The organism is Flammeovirga sp. SJP92 (genome assembly GCF_001583495.1).
Lineage (GTDB): Bacteria > Bacteroidota > Bacteroidia > Cytophagales > Flammeovirgaceae > Flammeovirga.
Map to the genome: position 1 here is coordinate 137,529 of NZ_LQAQ01000098.1, position 18,698 is coordinate 156,226.

Here is an 18,698-nt window from a genome sequence, read left to right on the forward strand (position 1 = left end):
AGAAGAGATTTTTGTGATGGTGTTTTTAATGAGACTAGAATAATAGAAGTGATTGAGAGATATACCTTATTGATATGAATGTATAATTTTCCTTTAGTGTTAAAAAGAGTTAAACGAATAGAGGTTTTATTTAGGGCTTTCGCCTATGTAAGTGAAAACAAAAAAACATAGGAAACTAAATAATGAATGCTATGACAACGAAAAATGAAAGCTACAACGCAGATATCGATCCAGTAGAACAATTTGCAAGAGGTGTAAAACCGAATACAGAATTCTATGATAAAGTGATCGCCACAAAAACGAACAATACTCGAAAACTTGTTTACGAAGACGTATTAGAAAAGCATACAGGCAATTCTTTTTATGCCAAAGCAGGACAAGTTATTAGAATAGAACAACGTCCTCACCAACATAATGGTAGAACACAAATTGCTGATATTTTATTCTTCACTCCTGATTTAGAACAGTGGTCAGACCATTTAAGTACAACAGCTGTAGCAGGTTTTTCTCCGTCTATTTATGGTTCACTTTGGACTCAAAGCAAGTACATGGAGAAAATTGTAACGCTAGTTGCAGATGAGTACCCTTATGAATTACTAGAAGATCCTGATAATGGAATGAAAGTACAGCACATGTTTTTTGCCGCGCACTGTAGCAAAGAATACAATATGTGTGCATACGGAAATGAAGCTGTACACATGAACAGTTGCCATGAAAATTTTATTCAAGCATTAAATAGAATTCCAGCGATTGCTTCTATTGAAGATGAGGAGGAAAGAATGAAAAAAGTACAATTTTTAGCAGATAGAAATGACTTGAATATCTTCCAACCCAATCAAATTATTCCAGATGAGGAAGGAGTAACAAGAGGTAAGATGTTTTTAAGCCCATCTGTTCCTGACGGTACAGGTTTGGAGTTTTATTGTGAAAAAGATTTGTATTTGGTGGCGAGTAATTGCCCTTATGCGGACCAGAATTTACCATTTCATGAAGCTGATCCTAACCCAATTTACATTCAAGTATTTGATACAGGAATTCAACCTCATAGTGAAGATCATCTTGGTATGGTAAAAGGTGATCAATGGGAAAAATTAATCTATGATAAATTCAAAAATGGAGAAAAGGACATTTCTGTAAGAACTCCAGAAAGTTTCAATAACCTTTAAATAACTCAATGGGGGGAGTAAATAAAATACTCTCCCTCTTTTCATCTCACTTCAAAATCCATAATCATGAAAACATCATTAAAAAGTAAAATAGGTTTGGGCACTATTGTGCTTGGTATTATTTCTCCTGTATTTTCTTTGATCGTTCCTTTTTTAGGTTTGAGTAAAGGAATGACTGCCACTATCATTACACTTTTTGTAGTAGGTGTCCCCGAAGTATGTTTACTAATAGGAGGACTTTTAGCAGGTAAGGAAGGGATTCAGTTGGTAAAAGGAAAAATCAAAAAAATGATGGGATTACCTCCCGGAAAATATCCAGCAACGCCTTTTCAATATAAAATAGGAATAGTTTGTATTCTTGTTTGGTTTGCAGTGACGGTAGTTTCAGGTTACATCCCTAATATTTTTGAAGTTCCTTTTATCAAAGAGAATCTGCTCTATTTTTCCATAGGAACTGATATAATATTACTTCTTGGGATTGTAGCTTTTGGAGGAAATCAAATGATGAAAAAACTAGGTGATGTATTTCGTTGGCAACCTTGGGTTTTACCCGAAAATAAGAAATAATAAAAGCCATTGAACTTTCTTCATTAAAAGGAAATGTTCAATGGCTTTTTTCAAACTATGGTTTGATATTTATTTCGAATAATTATTCTGACTTCTAATACGCTGTCCAAGTGTTTTTAAAATTCCTTGCATCAAGCTTCTTCTGTAGCCCATTAAGGCCAAGAAATCATCTTGTTCTATAGTCATCAAAACAGAATCTTTTGTAGTGGTGGCAGAAAGTGATCTTGGTGAAGAATCTAATAAACTCAGATCTCCAAAAAGATCTCGATTCATCAATGTATTAAAAGTAAAACCGCCATCATGAAGTTTTACCTCTCCTTCATAGATAATATACATTTCTCTACTCTCCTCTCCTTTTCTAAAGATAGAAGTGTCTCTAGGAACTCTAACTTCATGCATAATACTGGCAATGTCTACTAAAATGTGTTCAGGGATTTCCCTAAATAGAGTTGTAGAACGTAATAAAATTACTTTTTCCAGCTCCAGTAATGGTTTTGTTCCTTCGTTTAATATGCCCATAAGCCAATCTTTTCTTTCAGGTGAAACCAATTCATCCAATGATTTCGACACTGGTAAATCTTGATAATCTTCTATTCTTTTTAAGCTGATCAAAGCGGGTTCAATCAGTTTTATGTCGTCTTTATTTAATATCTGACCGATGTATTTCATTAAGCTTGGAGACATTGCATCACGTATACTGATTAATGCTGTGATTTTCGTCCAAGTATTGAACAAAGGCCTGTTAAAACTGAAGGGTCTGATAATTCCCAGAGTAATACTCAGCGGATCCACAAGGTTAGCAGAATAATAATCTCCCAACTTTTGCATTTTCATTTCCAGACTGTAATACCCCAAAACTATGATCAGTTTTTGATAAATAGAAGAAGGCAGGGTTTTCCAGAGGTTCTTTTCAATTTCTGCATTCTGTAATATCATTTCTTGATCAGTATATTCAAAAAGGCGCTTGCTGAAAGAAGTAACTTTAAAAAGCTGATCTCCTTTACCTGCAATCATAAACTCTTGAATGGTTCTGATTCCTTCCTCAATCAATTCTAATTCATCTTCCAATGCCTTTGAAAGCATAGCACGGAATGGTTTTTCATGTTTCAAAACTACAATGGCATTACAAAGCCAATAGTAATTCTGGAAAAAGCGTTCCAGATGTTTATTTAAAACCTGAAAGTCAGTATCCGTTTTTGGTCTGTATTTTAATCTTTTGAGTGCATTGTAGGCGGCCATTCTCATAAATGGCCAAGGATAATCCACCAATTGCCATAAAATCTCATAGGATTTAGGCGTATCAATCTTACCCATTATTTTACATAATGTGATCAGATAAACATCTTCTCTCCTTTTGTTAACAAATAATTCGTTTTCAATAATATCCAGACAATCTTCACCATATTGAATTAGTGTTCTCAGTACGGTATCATTGAACTTATTTTCTTTCAGAAGATTAATTAATAATGGAATATGCGTTGGACTTTTTACAATTCCTGCAATTTTAATCCCTTCTTTGATCAGTAAATCATCACCATCAATAATAGCATCAAAGATATAAGGCTCACTTTCCTTGGGTGAGACTTTTGCTAGAATTTTTAGAGCAAAGATTTTTTGTTTAGGGTTTTCAGATTTTAAAGTGTTCTTAATATAATTCAGAGCTATGGTTCTTTGTTCTTCAGATTCTGAAGAGAGGAGACCATAAAGTGCTCCTTTCCTTATTTCTTTGTTATCATCATCAATCCAATCAATCACTTCTTTAATAAAAGTAGGATCGCTTTTGCAAGTACTGATGATTGCTTTTTTTCTTACCCTTGGATCAGGATCTTTTAAAGCGAGTTTCTTTATAGCCTCTTCAATCTTTGGCGTTTTGATTTCCTCATTGAAAGTGATAGAAAAATACCTTACCACTTCCTCAGGGTGGCGAAGCATATGTAATAGAACCGTTTCATTCTTTTTGGGGTTGATCATGGTATTTGCCTCCAAAGCATAAAGCACATCTTCGGGGCGGTGAGAAATCAACTTATTTACTAAAAGGCGGTTTACTTCCTGGTCATGAGTGGCAATTTCATAACTTTCTATATCTCTCAATAAGAAGGCACGGCGGATAATTACTCTATAATCTCTAGAAACAATCTTTGCACAAAGCCACCATGCCAGTAAGAAACTGATGGATAACCAGACAATCATTGTTCCTTCTCTAGAGGAAACATCAGCATTGACTATCCAGAGAAAAAAGCCAGAAAGTATTAATCCAAGTGACCCAAAAAAGCCTCTTAATATTCCAAATGTAAAACCTCTATGTTTTTTCTGAATTGGCCTTAACAGCGAAGGCGTAACTGTCGTTAAAATGATATTTCTAGTCATAATAAAGACAATAGCGACCAAGGTTAGCATTACAGGCAGTTGAGGAGGGCTAAATCTTAATACTAAATAAGTTAGCACTACAATACATAGTAAAATTAGGGGCGGAATAGTAAGTAATTTTTTAATGCCTATATCCTGCAATTTCCTTGATGAAAAGAAAGGAGTGATTGTCGCCACAATGGCGTAAGAAACAATCAATAATAATGAGAGTGCAATCAGTCCTTTTTGAGGTGTAAAAAGCGATACCCTCAAATCTACCATAAAGAAAAACTCTACAATACCCCAAACACAGGCCATGCATACCGTTAGTAATCCTAGTTTTAATACATAAGGATTAGAGATGCCAAATGCCCAGAAACTATCTGGAGTGAATTTTCTAGATGGTCGGGTGACTTTATCGTGATATTCTTCGAGTTGATCATCAATATTACTATTCTTCAGTGATTGCCAAAGCCCCCATCCAGAAATTACATACAGAGGAATAGCCCAGAAAGCCATGGCCGACAAGCTGAATAAATTGGAACCTACCAATACAATTAAAAAACCGGTAAGCTTTGCCAATACCTTAAATGACTTGGCTTGTTCTAGCACCTTCCTTCGGTCAGCGGTAGTAGAGTAATTTTCAATGATGGTCCAATACGTACAGTCTTCAAAGAAAATCAAGAGTTTAATGCTGATGATGAGCCCTTGTATGACAAGATAATCGCTTTCACTTAAACACAAATACCATACAAAGACGCAAATCAATACTTTGATCAAACTGTAGGTGGCATTCAAATGCTCCACGCGGAAACGGCGTTCTAGATAAGCTAAAAGCCTGGCTAACAAAAGAATAATAATGCCACTAAACATGAACGCATAAGGCAAGTTATCAACAGCTCTTTCTTGGAATAAAGTGGTATAAGCAATTGAAAATACTATAGCCAGACCCGCACCTTCAGCGATGAAAAAGAGATTAACCCAGTTCGGGTTTTCCTTTCTCAACAATTGATAGAGTTTGCTAAAAATATTGTCTTTTGGGAGGTAATAATAAAGCTTAGAAGCAATTGAATTCATTTCTTATAATTCAGTTATTACTTTTGAAAAAATACCTGCATAAGAAAACATCTAATCATGTTTAATTTGAAGTGTTTCGCTTTCAAAAGATAGCAGAAAAAAAAAGCCGAAGCAATTAAAAAATTACTTCGGCTTTTTTGTGCTGTATAAATGATCTTACTTATTCATTGAGATCAAGAATTCTTCGTTTGTTCTTGTGCCTCTCATATTGCTTTGTAAGAATTCCATTGCTTCTGTTGACTTCATGTCAGACATCATTCTACGCATAATCCATACACGCTGCAATGTGTCTTTGTCCATCAATAGATCTTCCCTACGAGTACCCGACATAGGAATATCAATTGCAGGGTAAATACGCTTGTTGGCAAGCTTTCTATCCAGCTGAAGTTCCATATTACCTGTACCTTTGAATTCTTCAAAGATTACTTCATCCATCTTCGATCCTGTATCAATCAATGCCGTAGAGATGATGGTTAATGAACCACCGTTTTCAACATTTCTTGCCGCACCAAAGAATTTCTTAGGCTTATGTAATGCGTTGGCGTCTACACCACCAGAAAGGATCTTTCCAGATGATGGCGTAACGGTGTTATACGCACGTGCTAAACGAGTAATTGAATCTAGTAGAATGACTACATCATGTGAACATTCCACCATTCTTTTCGCTTTCTCTAATACCAATGAAGAAACTTTTACATGCTTATCAGCTGTTTCATCAAAAGTAGAAGCAATTACTTCAGCGTTTACGCTACGTTGCATATCTGTCACCTCTTCCGGACGTTCATCAATCAGTAAGATGATCAAATAACATTCAGGGTGATTTTGGGCAATAGCGTTGGCCACTTCCTTCAATAACACTGTCTTACCTGTTTTAGGTTGTGCTACGATCATACCACGTTGACCTTTACCAATTGGTGCAAATAAATCTAATACTCGAGTAGAATAAATCTGCGGTTTAGTAGAAAGGTGTAATTGATCTTGAGGGAAGAGCGGCGTTAAATATTCAAAAGGAATACGATCACGAATTTCTTCAGTCGTTTTTCCGTTTACTGTATCAACTCTTAGTAAGGCAAAATACTTTTCTCCGTCCTTTGGAGGTCTAACATTACCTCTTACTGTATCACCTGTTTTTAGACCAAAAAGTTTGATTTGTGAAGGTGAAACATAAACATCATCAGGGCTGGCTAAGTAGTTATAATCAGAAGATCTTAAGAATCCGAAACCATCAGACATGATTTCCAATACGCCTTCACTGCTGATTACGCCATCAAAATCTTTCACAGACACTTTCTGAACAGGTTTAGCTGGTTCAGTAGCTTTTTGCTCAATGGCTTTATTTCTTTCCTGTTGAAGTGTAGGATTTTTTTCATCCGTTTCATCGTCCAAGAACATATCGAAATCAGGCATGTCGTCTAAAGGATCAATACCTAAGTCAATTTCTTCCCAAGACATAATATCGTCATGAGTAATAGGCTTTGGAGCACTTGGTTGAGCTGGATTATTTTTTTGCCCCCTTGCTTTCTTCTGATCTTGATTCTTTCCTCGCTGATTTGGATTCCCTTTTTTCACATTTTCTCTCTTCACTCTTTCTCTTGGTGAAGCTGAACGTCTGTTTAATCGGGCTTTATCAGGTCTGCTTTCAGGCTTTTTGTTTTGACTAACGGGCTTATCGCTCTCTGGTTGAGGAGCATTTTCGTTATTGTTATCGTTAGAGGCGGCTGGCGTAACTTTCGGAGTTTGCTCTACTTCTTCTGGTGCTTCAGACACAGGCTGTGCACTCTCATTTTTTTCTTGAGCTTTGATTTGATTTTCAATTCTCTCAATGAGTTCTTTCTTACGAAGGTTACTGAAATTTTTCATGCCAAGACTTTCTGCAATATCTTTCAATTCAGATAGCAGTTTAGCCTCTAGTAGCTTTCTTGTATACATAAAAATAATGATGACAGTGTTTCAGACTGTCGCTATAATGAAATACTTTATGAAGAAACTTAATTTTATTATTAAGAGTGTGTGAGATAGAAGCTATCTACATCGTAGTCACCTTACCGGAAGGAAATAGGTTTTGTCGTGACTTTCTATATTATAAGCAAATCTAAGTTATCCGATTTAATTTAACAAGCTGAAATGATAAGATTACTTTAATTTCTAATCAATTTTTCGATAACATCTCCAAAATAGGCCCCATATTCAGGTCCAACCCAGTTCATTTCTCTAATTTCATAACTATGTAAGGAGTCATAATAAGCGTCACAAGTAATGTAGCCTACATAGTTTCCATTAAAACTCGAAAGCATGAAATTTTTGTTATGTTCTTTTGCTAACGAATCAAATTTATAATCCAATGCGATTTCTCCCGAAAAGTCTGAAGGAGTTCCAAACCAATCAATATCACCTAGTTTGAAGTAGGTAATATCCCCTTGAAGTCCTCCTGAAGCCATTTTGAATACCCAGTCACGGACTTTCAAGTTCTTCTCTATTCTCACTTGTGAAGGTCTGAAATCAACTTCCACTTTGTGAATACTGGCATCTATAACGTAATTGACAGGAGTCTGCTCCCACTTTACGAATATAGAATCAGATAATGCCTGTCCCATGTGTTTGATCATTTCAAAATCTTTTTCCCCATGCGGACTGTTAGGGCCGTGGCTTGCCACCATTCCAGCACAGTACATTGCAAAATCAACTGAAGGTTTATTTTCTAGGTGATCAATAAACTCTCCAGGATAATCTCTAGAATAAATCCAGAAATCCATATTCAAACAAGTGGCGTGTGCATTATAAGTTGTAATAACAGCCTGTTTACCATCTGTACGACTGATTTTAATAGCCCGGATAGAATTTTCTTTTCTTCCCCCATCTACAATTCTATTTCTCACCCAATCAGGTGATTCAGTTTGCAGAAAACCAACTCCGCCTTTTGATTTTGTATTACGAGCTTCTTTTATAGCATTAAACGAAGCTTCAGTAATTTTTTGAGTGGCTTCTTCTGAATATTTTCCCATAGAAACACTTCCCAAGAAAGAAGGGTCAAAGCCTCCCATGCCGTTGTGAGTATGGATTGCCGAAAATAGTACCTGATCAGCGGTAAGACCAATTGTAGGCAGCAACTTCTCTAAGCGTTTTCTTACTTCAATAGGAAAAATCATTAGGTCTAAAGTCAATACAAATGACTCGCGAATACCGTCGTCGAATGCAAAAGCTCTAGCATAAAGTGAATCTCTTATGATCGTGTAGGATGTTCTAAATCCATAGCCTGCTACAGGTAGTGAAACACCTTTTGGAACAATGGATTTGGCAGACCAGCCAATGAGAAGTGTATCTTGTGTTGAAACTTCTTTGTGTATTGCAGATATAATATTATCTGTATTAAGAATGGTATTTTTATATTCTTCTGTTGAATGCAGAGGTGTTCTATCGATTCTGCCTATTAATACAAAAGCTAATATCAAAAGCCCTGCAACAAAATAACTGATTTTCTTTACCAAGAATAGGGGAATTTTATGTCCGTAAATAGAATGGCATAAAAATACAGAATCCGTTTTTACTATTACTAATTTTTGACTTTAAAAGTTTTACTATTGTATTAACAAAGTACAATCGCTCTATTTGTATGTTATTTTTAGTGATTTTAAGAAAAAAGTCTTTTATCTTTGGAAGTGTTAACATATTTAATAACTCATTTTTTTTTCATGAAAACACTTTTTCTTAAAGCATTCACTCTTATTGGTCTAATAGGGTTATTGCAAAGCTGTTATCCAGGAGGAGCTGAGTATACAAGCGACTTGGATATTGCTATCTCTCAATATGAATCCGTTGAGGATTTAAGATCTTACAAAACGTATTATTTAGTTACTGACTCTATGTCTGTGGTAGGTATTGGAACAGATAATGTTTTAAGCGAAGCAGAGCAGCAGGAAGTAATTAACTATACAAATCAGCAACTTCAATCTGTATTAGGGCTGACACAAGTAACAAACCCTACTTCAGAAAATGATGCAGATTTATTTATACAGCTGTCGCAAATAGCAGTACAGCAGCAAGGTGTTGTTTGGCAACCACCTTTTTGGCCAGGTTATCCAGGTTGGCCAGGATGGGGTTACCCAGGTTACCCAGGCTATCCATGGTATGGTGGAGGGTATTCATATTATTCATACAGCAACGGAACAATTTTGATTGATTTTGTGGATGTTTCTAAAACAGTTGAAGAGAACAATCCACCAGAAGAAGAAAATAGATATGTGCTTATTTTAGGCTGGGAAGGAGCATTAAATGGTGTTTTATCCCGTGCTAACAATGTCAGCCTTATTAAGAGTGGTATAGATGTATTATTTGATCAATACAACACTGCAAAAGCCGGAACAGATAACTAAAAACTATTACACAATCTATTCAAAAGAAATTAATCATGAGAAAATATATTGTCACTCTATTGTTGTCTTTGATGGGCTTTTATGCTTCAGCACAAGAATCTGATTTTATTTTATCATATCAAATGTCCCTTCCGTTAGGAAATACAAGCGATTATATCGGTGCTTTCAGTGGCCGAGGTGTAGGTTTGGAATGGAAGCGACACTTGTTGACAACTCCAGTTTCCTATGGCTTTTCTGTCAATTGGAATATTCTTTATGAAAAAGTAGATGAGCGTTACCACAATCCTAGTGAAGGGATTGTAGCAGATGGTAGACAATACAGATATATGAATATTGTACCTATATTATTGCATGCCAATTATTACTTCAATAAAGATGGTATTATCAACCCTTATGTGGGTGTGGGAGTAGGTACTTATTTTATCAACCAGAGAACATCTTTTGGTCAATGGGCATTTATTGATAAAAACTGGCATTTTGGAGTTGCTCCAGAAGTGGGGGTGGTAGCTGATGTAAGCTCTTCATTCAATATGCTGTTCACAATCCGTTATAATCAGGCCTTTAAAGCAGGCAATGCATCAGATCATTCCTATTTGGGATTCAATGTGGGATTTGTATTCTAAGGGAAAGTATTCATAAATTATATACTACCTAGCTGAAATAAAGATCATTTTATTCTGGCTAGGTATTTTAATAAAAAAATAAATTTCTTCTTTAAGAATCTGAAAATGAGTTAATAATCAAAATTAATAAGGAAACAGTGTAACCTTATTCCATTCTTTGAGTATTAATTAGAAAATAAAAATTAAGCACAATCTACAACAATGAAAAAATTTCTATTCATAGTATCTCTTCTTTTGGGAACATCCATGATGATAAGCGCTCAAACAATAGATGCAGAGACCATTAAATCAGTAATCAAAACTGAAAAAAGAATCTTCTTCATGGAAAATATGGATTTATCTTTAGAAGAAGCCACAAAGTTTTGGGAATTGTATGACAAGTTCGAATTGGATAACTCTGATTTGTCAAGAGAAAAAACAAAGTTATTTGAAGAATTGATCAGTGAAACTGATGGTATTACTGACGAAGAAGCATTAAATATGGTCAACGAACTAATGGCGATTCAGCAGAAAAATCTGAAGTTGAAAAAGAAGCATATGAAAATTATGCAGAAGGAATTATCTCCTAAAACAGTCGCTCGTTTTTATCAATTAAATGAATTGGTGAATAGCTTCTTGAAAACTCAAATCTTAAGTGAATTGCCAGTTGTGCAAAGTAAAAAGTAATTGCTTTGGTCAGGACATTCATTCAATTATAAAGTACAGCCTCAGTATCTTTGAAAATACTGAGGCTTTTTATTTTAAAAAATAGTGAGGTGTATTTCCTTATAACTTTCTGTAAGTAAAACGGTAGGAAAACGACGAAATACTGATTCATTTTAGAATGAGAAAATGCAAAACCATAATAAGCAGATAGAAAACTTAGGTTGAATATGAATATTTCAAAACAATCCATCATTAAAGAACTGAAATCATGGGGTTTCTTCGTCATTCTTTTAGGAGGGCTTTATATTACAGGAGCCTTGCCGGAAGTGTCTGCATTGATGCAAAGAGGTTTATTAATGACAGGGCTTATGAATGCCTCTTCTTCTGAAGGTTATGTAGGAAAAACAGATTATAACTGGAAACTGGAAAAGTTTGAAACAGGTGAAGCTGTAGATTTTAAAGCATTCAAAGGCAAGAAAGTTTTTCTTAATGTATGGGCTTCTTGGTGTCCGCCCTGTATTGCAGAAATGCCAAGTATTGAAAAGCTCTATCAACATTTCAAAGACGATGAAAATGTTGTGTTTATGATGTTGAATGTAGATGAAGATAAAATAAAGGCAGAAAAGTTTTTAAAGAGGAAAGGTTATAGTTTTCCAAATTACAGAAGAGTTACTTCTACCCCATCCGTTTTTCAGAGTAATAGTATCCCGTCCACTTATGTCATTAATGAAAAAGGAGAAGTCATCTTCAAACATCAGGGATTAGCAAACTATTATTCAGATAGTTTTATAAATATGCTAACAATACAATGACATTTCTTAAGTTATTTAGTATTGTTGATAAAACTTATGCCAATAAGAGTATGACTTTAGTAACTTTTGTCTATATTTGCAAGTTGCATGTGAAATATATTATTTGCATCAGGCAAAATAGTCTATTTACTTGCAATAATTTACATTTTGGCGCCTCTGTTTAGGATGGTACGAGTTACCATATAAGCAGATAGTTTTTGAAACTTAAAAAAGAATACCACCTTGGCAACATTCAAGAACGGTAGAAAGAATTTTGCATCAGCAAAAAGAGTACTGGGTTACCCAGACTTCTTAGATGTACAGTTTAAGTCTTTCCACAATTTCTTCCAAATCGACACTCCACCGGAATTACGTGAAGATGAAGGTCTTTACAAAGTATTCATGGAGAATTTCCCAATTACAGATTCTCGTGAGAACTTTAATTTGGAATTTATTGATTATACAATTGATCCTCCAAAATACACTGTTGATGAGTGTGTAGAAAGAGGTTTGACTTTTAGTGTACCGTTAAAAGCGAAGTTAAAGCTTTCTTGTAGCGACGAAGATAACGAGGATTTTGAAACCATCGAACAAGATGTGTTCTTAGGAAACATTCCTTACATGACTCCTCGTGGATCGTTTGTAGTTAATGGTGCAGAACGTGTAATCGTTTCTCAGTTACACAGATCTCCAGGTGTGTTCTTTGCTCAATCAAAACACACTAACGGTACTAAACTTTACTCTGCAAGAGTAATTCCTTTCAAAGGATCATGGATCGAATTTGCAACTGACGTTAACAACGTGATGTATGCTTATATCGACCGTAAAAAGAAATTCCCAGTGACGATGCTTCTTCGTTCGATCGGTTATGGATCAGACAAAGACATTTTAGATCTATTCGAACTTTCTGAGGAAATCGAGGTAACGAAAGCAAACCTTGCTCAGTTAGAGAATAGAACATTGGCTGCTCGTGTACTTAAAACATGGACAGAAGACTTCGTAGATGAGGATACAGGTGAGGTAGTTTCTATCGACCGTAACGATGTTATCTTAGAGCGTGATCATATCATCTCTGAGGAGGATCTTGAATTGATCGAAGATGCAGGTGTTAACTCTGTGATCGTTCATAGAAAAGATATCAACATCAACGATTTCCGTATCATCTTCGATACATTAGCAAAAGATAATTCAAACTCAGAGAAGGAAGCGGTACACCAAATCTACCGTCAACTTCGTAACACTGAGGCTCCTGATGATCAGACTGCACGTGATATTATCAACAACTTGTTCTTCTCGGACAAACGTTACGATTTAGGTGAAGTAGGTCGTTACAAACTTAACCGTAAGTTACAGTCGGAGACAGGCATGGAAGTGCGCGTACTGACTAAAGAAGATATTGTCAAAATCATCAAGCACTTGATCCACTTGATCAACTCTAAAACAGTAGTTGATGATATTGACCACTTGTCAAACCGTCGTATCCGTACGGTGGGTGAGCAACTTTACTCTCAATTCGGAGTAGGTTTAGCTCGTATGGCACGTACTATTAAAGAGCGTATGAACGTTCGTGATAACGAAGACTTTAAGCCAGTTGACTTGGTAAATGCTCGTACGTTATCATCAGTGATTAACTCGTTCTTCGGTACCAACCAGCTATCTCAGTTCATGGACCAAACTAACCCTCTTGCAGAGGTAACGCACAAGCGTCGTATCTCAGCATTAGGACCAGGTGGTTTATCAAGAGAGCGTGCAGGCTTCGAGGTTCGTGACGTTCACTACACTCACTACGGTCGTCTTTGTACTATTGAGACACCAGAAGGTCCAAACATTGGTCTGATTTCATCTCTTACGGTATATGCTAAAGTAAATAGCATGGGATTCATTGAGACTCCTTACCGTAAAGTAACAGACGGTGTTGTTGACATTGAAGACAATAACGTTACTTATATTTCTGCTGAAGAGGAAGATGAGAAATTCATCGCTCAAGCTAAGACTGACTTAGATGAGAACAACCGCTTCACTGAAGAGTTTGTAAAAGTACGTTACGAGGGTGACTTCCCGCTTAAAGCGCCAGAAGACATCCAATATATGGACGTTGCTCCAAACCAAATTGTATCGATTGCCGCATCATTGATTCCTTTCTTAGAGCATGATGATGCCAACCGTGCATTGATGGGATCCAACATGCAGCGTCAAGCCGTGCCATTATTGAAGCCTGAAGCTCCAATCGTAGGTACTGGTTTGGAAAGAAACGTAGCAATTGACTCTCGTACTGTTGTTCTTGCTGAGAAAGACGGTGTAGTAGATACAGTTGATGCGAATGGTATTCATATGAGATATGATCTTACAGAGGACGAAAAGTTAGCTACTTTCGAAGACGATGTAAAATCACACAACTTGGTGAAGTTCCGCAGAACAAACCAGGATACTTGTATGAACATGCGTCCTATCGTGAAGAAAGGACAAAGAGTAAAACAAGGTGACGTTCTTTCTGAAGGTTATTCTACTGAAAATGGCGAATTGGCAATTGGTAAAAACTTACTAGTAGCCTTCATGCCTTGGCAGGGATATAACTTTGAGGATGCGATTGTAATCTCAGAGCGTGTAGTACGTAATGATGTTTATACATCACTTCACATTGTTGAACATGAATTAGAAGTGCGTGACACTAAGCGTGGTGAGGAAGAATTAACTTCTGAAATCCCTAACGTTGGTGAAGACGCAGTGAAAAACCTTGACGAAAACGGTATTATCCGTGTTGGTTCACGTGTTCGTCCTGGTGATATCTTAATTGGTAAGATTACTCCTAAAGGAGAATCAGATCCAACTCCAGAAGAAAAATTATTACGTGCTATCTTCGGTGATAAAGCAGGTGATGTAAAAGACGCTTCATTAAAAGCTTCTCCATCTTTAATTGGTACAGTAATCGACACTCGTCTATTTGCTCGTCCTAAGAAAGACAAAGAGATGCGTGCTAAAGCTAAGAAAGAAGTTGAGTTGTTGAAAAAGCAATACTCACGCGACTTGAAAGGCTTAGAGAATAAGATGATGTCTAAATTGATTGAGTTATTGGACGGTATGACTTGTGAAGGCGTATTCCATAAATTCGGTCAAGAAGTGATGAGCAAAGGAGTTACTTTCTCTGATGCAAACATCGCTGAAAACATCTTCTCTGGAGAGAACCCATTCCGTGATGATTCTAGTTATGCAGTTCCTGAGGAAGTGAACCTAATCGGTGACCTTATCTTAGACAACTGGACGTCTGATACTCGTATCAACGAATTGGTACGTTCTACTGTGAAGAACTACGTGAATGCTCGTAACGAAGTAACTGGTTACTTCAAGCGTGATAGATTTACACTAGAAGTAGGTGACGAATTACCAACAGGTATCGTGAAGCTTGCTAAAGTTTACATCGCTAAGCGTCGTAAATTGAAAGTAGGTGATAAGATGGCCGGTCGTCACGGTAACAAGGGTGTTGTTGCGAAGATCGTTCCTGAAGAGGATATGCCATTCTTAGAGGACGGTACTCCAATGGATATCTGTTTGAACCCTCTAGGTGTACCTTCACGTATGAACATCGGTCAGATCTATGAAACTGTTCTAGGTTGGGCTGGTTTGAAAATGGGTAGAAAATATGCGACTCCAATCTTTGATGGTGCTTCTGAAGAAGAAGTAGTAGCAGAATTGAAAGAAGCAGGTTTACCTGACTTTGGTCGTGCTCAATTATATGATGGTTTAACAGGTGATCCATTCCACCAAAGAGTTTCTGTTGGTGTGATGTACATGCTGAAACTAGGTCACTTAGTTGATGATAAGATGCACGCCCGTTCTATTGGACCTTACTCGTTGATTACTCAACAGCCATTAGGTGGTAAGGCACAGTTTGGTGGTCAGCGTTTCGGTGAGATGGAAGTTTGGGCATTAGAGGCATTCGGTGCAGCTAATGTACTTCGTGAAATCTTAACTGTGAAGTCTGATGACGTTCAAGGACGTGCGAAAGCATATGAGGCAATTGTTAAAGGTGACAACATGCCGAATCCAAACGTTCCAGAATCATTCAACGTATTGGTGCACGAACTTCGCGGTTTAGCACTAGAGATTACGCTACAGTAATTCTGGTCTCAACAAGACTAAAAAGCCAAAATGTATATATAAAAACCTGTGGAGTTCTCTCCATGGGTTTTTTCACATTTTAAGAGGATATGATTTTTGGTGGTTTTGTTGAAAAATTCTTCTTTTAATTCATCAATTACTGCTTAAGTAGACAATACTAGCTATTTCTTAATAATTAATGACAGCCAATTATTGAGAAATCATGAGATGATTTATTAAATTGCGTAGCATTTTTGATAAGAAAAATCGGTAAGACATGAACTCTATTGTTGCACAAAGTGTAGAGTACATGGATATAATGATATAAAATAATTAAATATGAATTTAAAAGATATTGCTTCAGTTGCTGGTAAACCTGGCTTATTTAAGATTGTAAAACCATCTCGTACAGGTGTGATTGTTGAATCTTTAGAGGTAAAGCCTAAGAAAACCATTGTGAATGCAAGTCAAAGAATCTCTATCTTGAAAGAGATTTCTATGTATGTGACGGGTGAGGCTGAAGAGTCGGTAGCATTAGAGGAAGTTTTCCAATCTATCAAATCTAAATTTGGTGTTGGTATCTTGACTGATGTAGATACAAAAAGTGAGGATGACTTAGAAGATTTTATCACTTCAGTGCTTCCTAACTGGGATCAGGATCGTATCTATACATCTGACATCAAAAAATTAGTGACATGGTACAACAAGCTTTCAGAGTTCTACCCTGAAGCTTTAGAAGATACAGAAGAAGAAAAAGACGAAGAGGCATCTGCTGAATAGTTAACAGTACTTCTTGACAAAGGGGCTTGAAAATTTATATTTTCAAGCCTTTTTAATATGGAAAGAATTCTTCTAATACATTTTGAAAACCATCTTTAGTCAGCGGCTTAGTCATGAACTTTTTCACTGCCGGATGCTTTTCTCCTCTGCTTTTATCGTCAGGATTGAGACTTGTAGTCAACATCACAACAATAGTGTTGTCAACAAGCTCTGAAGGCATGCTTTCAAACTCATCCAAAAATTCCCATCCGTTCATTCTAGGCATATTGATATCAAGAAAAATTAATAAAGGCTCATCTTCATCCACGCTTTGGCTTTTCAAAAACTCAAGACCTTGTTGAGCTAACATTTTAATTTCGATTCTAGCATCAGTAAGTTTTGACGATTTGATGATCATCTCATGAAGAAAATTAACGGGCTCATCATCGTCAATTAATAATATTTGGTTCAATTTTTCTCGATTCATTATTTCTTAGTGTTAATTGTAAAATAAAAAGTACTCCCGATTCCAACTTCAGATTCTACCCAAATCTGACCATGATGCAGGTTAATAATCTTCTGACAATGGGCTAGTCCAATACCTGTTCCTTCACCATCTTTTTTAGATGATGATAACCTTTGAAAGATGATAAAAATTTTCTGACGGAACTTATCATCTATCCCTATACCATTGTCTTGGATTCCAAACATCCATTCTCCATCTATGCGAGCAGATGAAATTTTAATAAAAGGAGCTTCTGTTGGTTTTCTAAATTTAATAGCATTACTAATTAGATTTTGGAATAATAGTCTTAACTCAAGTGGATAACCATAAATAATTGGTAAATCAACATATTCAATGATGGTATTAGTTTCATTAATGACCACTTGCAAATCATCTTGAACATCATGAAGAATGTCATTGATGTTTACTTTTTTCAATTCTCTATTTTTACCAAGCCTTGAATACTCAAGTAATCCATGAATAAGCATTGACATTCTCTTGGATGCTTGACCAATATAATAAATAAACTTCTTAGATTCTTTATCTAATTGTGTTAGATCTTGCTCTTGTAGTAAATCTGAGAAACTTGAAATAGTTCTAAGTGGCTCTTGTAGATCATGTGATGTGATGAAAGCAAACTGTTCAAGTTCCTTATTTTTTCCTTTCAATATTTTTTGAGCTTTCTCCATCTCTTCCATTCTGATATGATCTAGTTGATACATATACATATAATCCATGATGATACCCACAAAAGGAATAACATAGGAGATCGATTTCAAGAAGTGTGCAATGTTAAAATGTCCATCAAAAAGCCTATCTGAACCAAAAGCCATATGAATTTGAGTAGCAATAGCAGGAAGCATACTCCATAATAGTGCTTCCACAAAAACACCAGGATCATTTCTTTTCAACGTTGGAATAAGGACCAGAAATAAAAGAAGATATAAAACTAGTGGTATTATATCAAAAGGTCTGCTTATCCAGAAGTTGGGAAAGTAGGTTTTAGGTAATGAAGGAGCAACAGCACAATAATGAACGATTCCGTATGTAATAATAAATACGATTAGACAAATAACCCACATGATATGATTCTTTCTGTATTTAAGAATTACATCATTATAGTTGATCACTAAAGCAATCCCAAGCAACAAAATAGATGCATTGAAAATCCTTGAGAGTGTCCAAGTGAAAGGTATAAAATTATCATTGAAGGCAATGGATTCAATGATATTGGCTGCAGCCAAAGTGTGAAAAGCATCCATACACCCAGCAAAAAAGAGAACAATACCGATAATAGGTGCAGTGGTATTGCCTGTCATTTTATATTGGATAAAACTCAGCGCTGCAGTTGAAAGAGCTATAGTAACACCGCTCCATTCTAAAATTAAATGAACGAAAAAGCCTATATACTCTTCAAATATAAGAGCTCTGACACTAACATTGTCCAATATGGAATCTTCTATATGGTGAATAGAAGGGTTTCCAAAGTTGAAGAATGTAAGTTGCAGAATTAGGGGTGCTATACTTACAAAAATAGTAGCCCCGATAATTTCTCTAGGTAATTTAGCAATGTATTTGCCGGTTTCTTCTGTTTTTAACATGTAACTAAAGGGCCTCTAAAATCAGTTTAAAAATATACTAATTTTTGAAGTGGAGCCCTACTATCTACTTTCAATTTCTAGGGAATGTAAAATCAATTATTAATAAAGTACTTTTTATGAACAAAACCTTTGAAATATTACATGCAAAAAAGC

General features: G+C 36.0%; 13 protein-coding genes. 8 read left to right on the forward strand and 5 right to left on the reverse strand.

Going from position 1 to position 18,698, the window contains the following annotated elements:
• The first annotated feature begins 191 nt into the window (after positions 1-191).
• Both AVL50_RS24805 and AVL50_RS24810 read left to right on the forward strand, forming a co-directional pair.
• A complete protein-coding gene (locus AVL50_RS24805; protein ID WP_082796006.1) occupies positions 192-1,166 on the forward strand; it encodes a DUF1989 domain-containing protein in 975 nt (324 codons plus the stop codon).
• Positions 1,167-1,232: 66 nt separating this feature from the next.
• The gene (locus tag AVL50_RS24810) at positions 1,233-1,733 is read left to right on the forward strand and encodes a transporter suffix domain-containing protein (RefSeq protein WP_062619511.1); all 501 of its coding nucleotides are present in this window, start codon (positions 1,233-1,235) and stop codon (positions 1,731-1,733) included.
• Between the two features lie 69 nt (positions 1,734-1,802).
• Here the strand turns inward: AVL50_RS24810 and AVL50_RS24815 are convergent, their stop codons facing one another.
• The 3 genes from AVL50_RS24815 to AVL50_RS24825 all read right to left on the reverse strand — a co-directional run bounded on the left by AVL50_RS24815 (position 1,803) and on the right by AVL50_RS24825 (position 8,641).
• Positions 1,803-5,156: a cyclic nucleotide-binding domain-containing protein gene (locus AVL50_RS24815; RefSeq protein ID WP_062619512.1), complete on the reverse strand. Its 3,354-nt coding sequence runs from the start codon at positions 5,154-5,156 to the stop codon at positions 1,803-1,805.
• Positions 5,157-5,312: 156 nt separating this feature from the next.
• Complete coding sequence (rho, locus tag AVL50_RS24820; RefSeq protein ID WP_062619514.1) at positions 5,313-7,085, reverse strand: transcription termination factor Rho; 1,773 nt, start codon at positions 7,083-7,085, stop codon at positions 5,313-5,315.
• A gap of 209 nt (positions 7,086-7,294) precedes the next feature.
• Positions 7,295-8,641 carry a neutral/alkaline non-lysosomal ceramidase N-terminal domain-containing protein gene (locus tag AVL50_RS24825; protein WP_062619516.1) on the reverse strand — a complete coding sequence of 449 codons (1,347 nt, stop codon included), beginning with the start codon at positions 8,639-8,641 and terminating at the stop codon, positions 7,295-7,297.
• Positions 8,642-8,845: 204 nt separating this feature from the next.
• On the opposite strand from AVL50_RS24825, the gene AVL50_RS24830 reads away from it, so the two are divergent.
• The 6 genes from AVL50_RS24830 to AVL50_RS24855 all read left to right on the forward strand — a co-directional run bounded on the left by AVL50_RS24830 (position 8,846) and on the right by AVL50_RS24855 (position 16,460).
• Positions 8,846-9,526: a DUF4136 domain-containing protein gene (locus AVL50_RS24830; RefSeq protein ID WP_062619518.1), complete on the forward strand. Its 681-nt coding sequence runs from the start codon at positions 8,846-8,848 to the stop codon at positions 9,524-9,526.
• Between the two features lie 35 nt (positions 9,527-9,561).
• The gene (locus AVL50_RS24835) at positions 9,562-10,149 is read left to right on the forward strand and encodes an outer membrane beta-barrel protein (RefSeq protein ID WP_157491528.1); all 588 of its coding nucleotides are present in this window, start codon (positions 9,562-9,564) and stop codon (positions 10,147-10,149) included.
• A gap of 201 nt (positions 10,150-10,350) precedes the next feature.
• Positions 10,351-10,815 carry a hypothetical protein gene (locus AVL50_RS24840; protein WP_157491530.1) on the forward strand — a complete coding sequence of 155 codons (465 nt, stop codon included), beginning with the start codon at positions 10,351-10,353 and terminating at the stop codon, positions 10,813-10,815.
• A gap of 206 nt (positions 10,816-11,021) precedes the next feature.
• Positions 11,022-11,606, forward strand: coding sequence for a TlpA disulfide reductase family protein (locus tag AVL50_RS24845; protein WP_062619523.1), 585 nt, complete (start codon positions 11,022-11,024; stop codon positions 11,604-11,606).
• 222 nt (positions 11,607-11,828) lie between these two features.
• On the forward strand, positions 11,829-15,701 hold the full coding sequence (gene rpoB, locus AVL50_RS24850; protein WP_062619525.1) for a DNA-directed RNA polymerase subunit beta: 3,873 nt from the start codon (positions 11,829-11,831) through the stop codon (positions 15,699-15,701).
• Positions 15,702-16,019: 318 nt separating this feature from the next.
• The gene (locus AVL50_RS24855) at positions 16,020-16,460 is read left to right on the forward strand and encodes a DUF5606 domain-containing protein (RefSeq protein WP_062619527.1); all 441 of its coding nucleotides are present in this window, start codon (positions 16,020-16,022) and stop codon (positions 16,458-16,460) included.
• Between the two features lie 52 nt (positions 16,461-16,512).
• Here the strand turns inward: AVL50_RS24855 and AVL50_RS24860 are convergent, their stop codons facing one another.
• Both AVL50_RS24860 and AVL50_RS24865 read right to left on the reverse strand, forming a co-directional pair.
• The gene (locus AVL50_RS24860; RefSeq protein WP_062619528.1) at positions 16,513-16,926 is read right to left on the reverse strand and encodes a two-component system response regulator; all 414 of its coding nucleotides are present in this window, start codon (positions 16,924-16,926) and stop codon (positions 16,513-16,515) included.
• Positions 16,926-18,545, reverse strand: coding sequence for an ATP-binding protein (locus AVL50_RS24865; protein ID WP_062619530.1), 1,620 nt, complete (start codon positions 18,543-18,545; stop codon positions 16,926-16,928). Before AVL50_RS24865 ends, AVL50_RS24860 begins: the two co-directional genes overlap by 1 nt.
• Positions 18,546-18,698 lie beyond the last annotated feature (153 nt).

Excerpts from the sequence above, each read along its gene's own strand:
- AVL50_RS24805 (WP_082796006.1), top strand. The coding sequence starts at position 192 with ATGACAACGAAAAATGAAAGCTACAACGCAGATATCGATCCAGTAGAA.
- AVL50_RS24810 (WP_062619511.1), top strand. The coding sequence starts at position 1,233 with ATGAAAACATCATTAAAAAGTAAAATAGGTTTGGGCACTATTGTGCTT.
- AVL50_RS24815 (WP_062619512.1), bottom strand. The coding sequence starts at position 5,156 with ATGAATTCAATTGCTTCTAAGCTTTATTATTACCTCCCAAAAGACAAT.
- rho (WP_062619514.1), bottom strand. The coding sequence starts at position 7,085 with ATGTATACAAGAAAGCTACTAGAGGCTAAACTGCTATCTGAATTGAAA.
- AVL50_RS24830 (WP_062619518.1), top strand. The coding sequence starts at position 8,846 with ATGAAAACACTTTTTCTTAAAGCATTCACTCTTATTGGTCTAATAGGG.
- AVL50_RS24835 (WP_157491528.1), top strand. The coding sequence starts at position 9,562 with ATGAGAAAATATATTGTCACTCTATTGTTGTCTTTGATGGGCTTTTAT.
- AVL50_RS24840 (WP_157491530.1), top strand. The coding sequence starts at position 10,351 with ATGAAAAAATTTCTATTCATAGTATCTCTTCTTTTGGGAACATCCATG.
- AVL50_RS24845 (WP_062619523.1), top strand. The coding sequence starts at position 11,022 with ATGAATATTTCAAAACAATCCATCATTAAAGAACTGAAATCATGGGGT.
- AVL50_RS24855 (WP_062619527.1), top strand. The coding sequence starts at position 16,020 with ATGAATTTAAAAGATATTGCTTCAGTTGCTGGTAAACCTGGCTTATTT.
- AVL50_RS24860 (WP_062619528.1), bottom strand. The coding sequence starts at position 16,926 with ATGAATCGAGAAAAATTGAACCAAATATTATTAATTGACGATGATGAG.
- AVL50_RS24865 (WP_062619530.1), bottom strand. The coding sequence starts at position 18,545 with ATGTTAAAAACAGAAGAAACCGGCAAATACATTGCTAAATTACCTAGA.